Annotated in this window: 2 protein-coding genes; both read right to left on the bottom strand. The window is 60.9% G+C overall.

Features of this window, described 5'->3' with window-relative positions:
• The coding region (locus tag ACYVDE_RS17545) for a hypothetical protein (protein ID WP_460502847.1) at positions 1 to 1,103 on the bottom strand (1,103 nt) is incomplete at its 3' end.
• Between the two features lie 222 nt (positions 1,104 to 1,325).
• Positions 1,326 to 3,335: a conjugal transfer protein MobC gene (gene mobC, locus ACYVDE_RS17540; RefSeq protein ID WP_460502845.1), complete on the bottom strand. Its 2,010-nt coding sequence runs from the start codon at positions 3,333 to 3,335 to the stop codon at positions 1,326 to 1,328.
• Positions 3,336 to 3,549: the final 214 nt, after the last annotated feature.

The raw sequence follows: 3,549 nt of genomic DNA, 5'->3' as shown, positions 1-3,549 counted from the left end.
GTGAGGGCGTGCTTGGGCGCGGCCGAGAGCTGGGCACTGAGCGCGTCCCACTGCTTCACGGCGAACGCTTCGCGCACCTGCTTGCTGCGCTGCGGCTCGTAGTCGTCATCGTAGCCCACTTCCTGCCGCCGGGCAGCGGCCTGCTCGAGCCTCTCGACCACGGCCACACCATTCCCCACTTGCCGGAAGCCCTGCAGAGCTGCTTCGAGCTGGCCCAGCTTGTGCGACTCCGGGTCGTAGCTCACCGCGAAGCCGCCGCTGAGCTTGCCGGCCGGGTCGCGCTCCAGCTGAAAAGCGCCCACCGCCACGCCGGCTTCCTTGAGCTGGTCGAGGTAGGCCCGCATTTCCAGCAGCGGGGCCACTTCGTCGCCCTTCTGCTGCCAGGTAATGCGCATTTCCCCAACCGGCTCCGTGCTGGCCGCAGCATCCGGGGCTGGCGCCACGGGCGGCTGCTCGCGACTATGCCCCTCCCCTACCGGTTGTTGCCGCTCCGGCGCGTCGGTGCTTTCGCCTAATTCCGCTCGGGCTTCATCTCGTAGGGAATCCGCGTAGGTGGCCCGGCTATCGTCGGGTCCTTGCTGCGCGCGGTTGGCCACTACTTCCAGCTCCGCTTCCGCCTCGGTGCGAATAGTGCCGACAGTGGTAGCTACCTCGCTGGCCAGCTCCTCGGCCCGCGTCGTTAGTTCAGCCTGCTGGGTAGCCTGTGGAGGCACTTGACCAAATACCTGCAACCGCTGCTCGGGTTCGGTGGCGCTGTAGCCTACGCGGCCCTGCTCGATGATTTTCCAGTTCTCCCCCACCTTTTCCAACATTGTAGGCTTTTCCACGGTGAGAAACTTATCCTCGCGGCCAGGCAGCCTATTGGTAGTAAAGGCCCGCATCAGGGCGTGGTCGAAGGCATTCAGCAGCCGGCCATCCGCGCCGGGGGCCGGCAGCAGGGCCGCCTGATTAGGATTGGCGGGATTGACCTGAATCTCATAGAGGGAGTGCCCGGCGGGCTGCCGCTGCAAGCCCTGGCCGCTGAGGTTGCCGTTGGAAGTCGGCACCGCACTCATATACCAGCGCTCCGGCGTGGGGGTATTCACTTCATCTTGCTCAGCCATAGGAGGAATGGGTAGGTGAATAAAAGCTGCCCTTCCGGCCGGCGCAGGCGCGGCCGGCCCGGAATTCGACGCTGCAAACCTACCGGCCTCCATCAGGCCCAGAGCAGAAAATTGACGAGTGGGCGGAATTAGATTGTGAGGTGCCACCCGGGCACACGAACGGCACGAAGCCGGGGCGCAAAACCCGGCTTCGTGCCGTCCAGTAGGCCACCTGTCCTAGCCTTACTTTTCTACTTTCTCCTTGATGAGGTGCCGCAGCGTGGGGTCCTGCCCGATGCGCAGCAGCTCGCGGGCGCACAGTTCCTTCACTTCGGTTTTCACGCGGTTGAAGTTGGCCTTAATCATCTCCTCGGCTTCGTCCTTGCCCGTGGCCGGGTTAATGAAGCTGGTGATGTCGGGGATGGGCTGATAGTTCTTGGCCTCAGCAGTCACCGCCTTCACGTCCACCTGAATGCGGGCGTGAAACACCTTCTGGTCGATTTCCTCGCCGAAGTTGTCGGCTACCGCGCCCACGAAGTTGCCCTGCGTCAGGTTAGCAATGGTGCTGGCCGGAATCATGCTGTCCATCTGGGTGGAGAGGCTGGTGCTGGTTTCGCGCATGTTGATGCTCAGGCTCTGGCGCTGCTGCAGAATCTTACCAAACCGCTCGCTCAGCCATTTGCCGCTGTTGCCCGACACCTGCCCGCTGAACACGTTGCCCACGGTGTTCTTGATGACTTCGGCCTCCTTCTGGCCGTAGTCGCGTTCCAGCTGCGAGAAGTCCTGGAAGCCCAGGCATGTGCTCACCTTGTTGCTCCGCGCCGTGGCAATGAGGTTATCCAAGCCCTTGAAATAGATGGTGGGCAGTTCGTCAATAATGATGGAGGATTTGCGCTTGCCCTTCTGGTTCACCAGCTTCACCAGCCGGGCGTTGTATAGGCCCAGCGCGGCCCCGTAGATGGCCTGCCGGTCGGGGTTGTTGCCCACGCACAGCACCTTCGGCTCCTCGTTGCTGTTGATATCGAGCGTAAAATCGTTGCCTGACATCACCCAGTACAGTTGCGGCGAGGCCAGCCGGCCCAGCGGAATCCGGGCGCTGGCAATCTGGCCTTCCAGCTGCTCAATGGCATCTTTCTGAAACGCCGACACAAACGGCTTCACCAGGTTCTCAATCTCGGGGTAGGAAGCCAGCACCGGAAAAATCTCCTCGTAGTCGCGGCTCAGAAACTCAATGACGTGGGGAAAGGTGCAGTACTTACCCTTCTCGAACAGCTTCAAAAACCAGATAATGGCCGCCACGAAGTTGATGGGCGACTCCACGAAAAAGTCGCCCTGCTTCTGAATCCAGCTCTTATTGAGGTTGAGCATGATGGTGGAAGCCGACTCGTAAGCATCCACAATGTCGGTCATCAGCTCGGGCAGAAGCGGGTTGCAGCGGTGGCTCTTGCGCGGGTTGTCGAAGTTGATGACGTAGAAGCCCACCGGCTTATCAAACTTGTCCTGGTAGCGCAGCAGCGTGTTATAGCAGATGCGGCTCAAGTCGTCAAACTTGTAGTCGTAGATGTACATGCAGAAGCCCTTGGCCAGGTGCTGCCGGATAAACTCGTTGATGATAGCGAATGACTTGCCTGAGCCCGGCGTGCCCAGCACCATCGTAGCCCGGAACGGATTCACCACGTTCAGCCAGCCGTGGTGCGGCTTGCCGCGCAGCTGGTACTCGGTGCGCAGGTTCACCGAATACTCATTTTCCATCAGCCGCTCCTCCTGCGGGAAGCTCTCATTGGCCTTGTTGAAGATGTCCTTCATCAGGTCATTGTTAAACAGCCGGCTCAGCCAGGCTCCGGCACTCAGCAGCAGCAAAAAGCCCCCCGACAGCAGCCCTATGTACAGCGCTGTCGTCAGCCCGGCGCCCAGCGAAAAGCTACGCACCACATCCGACCCATAAATCAGCGCCAGACCAATGGCCGCGTAGCCCGCCACCGTGGCCCCTTTTAGCTTCTCATTGGCCCGCCCCCGCGTGCCGAGGCAGCTCAGCAGCAGGAATACTACAGCCAGCGTCTTGCTCACCCAGCTGGCCTTGAACAGAAACGTGTTCCGGGTAAAGCTCTCCAGAATATGCTCGACCACGGCCGGCGTCCAGCCCATGCTTTTGAAGTAGCCGAAGCAATAATAGTAGATGTTGATGCCCATCAGCACAATGGCAAACAGGCGCATAAACTCCATGATTTTTCGCAGTCCTTTCTCGTCTTCCATCGCTTGAAACGCTTGGTGAATCAAGCAACCTACCCTCGTCGGCAGCGCTCGGCGTGGATTATTTGACGAGCGGTCCAAAGTCAGCGGTGAGGTGCACGCCGGGCACACGAATGAATTGCCCCACCCGTCCGGCCGCTACCGGGCGGGCCCTTTCCGGCGGGGGCGCTTCTTCGGCTCGGGCCGACTGGGCTTCGGCAGTACGGCGGGCGGGTCC

The organism is Hymenobacter agri (genome assembly GCF_054778495.1).
Note: the sequence above shows the minus strand (reverse complement) of the source record. Positions and strands in the feature narration are given on the sequence as shown.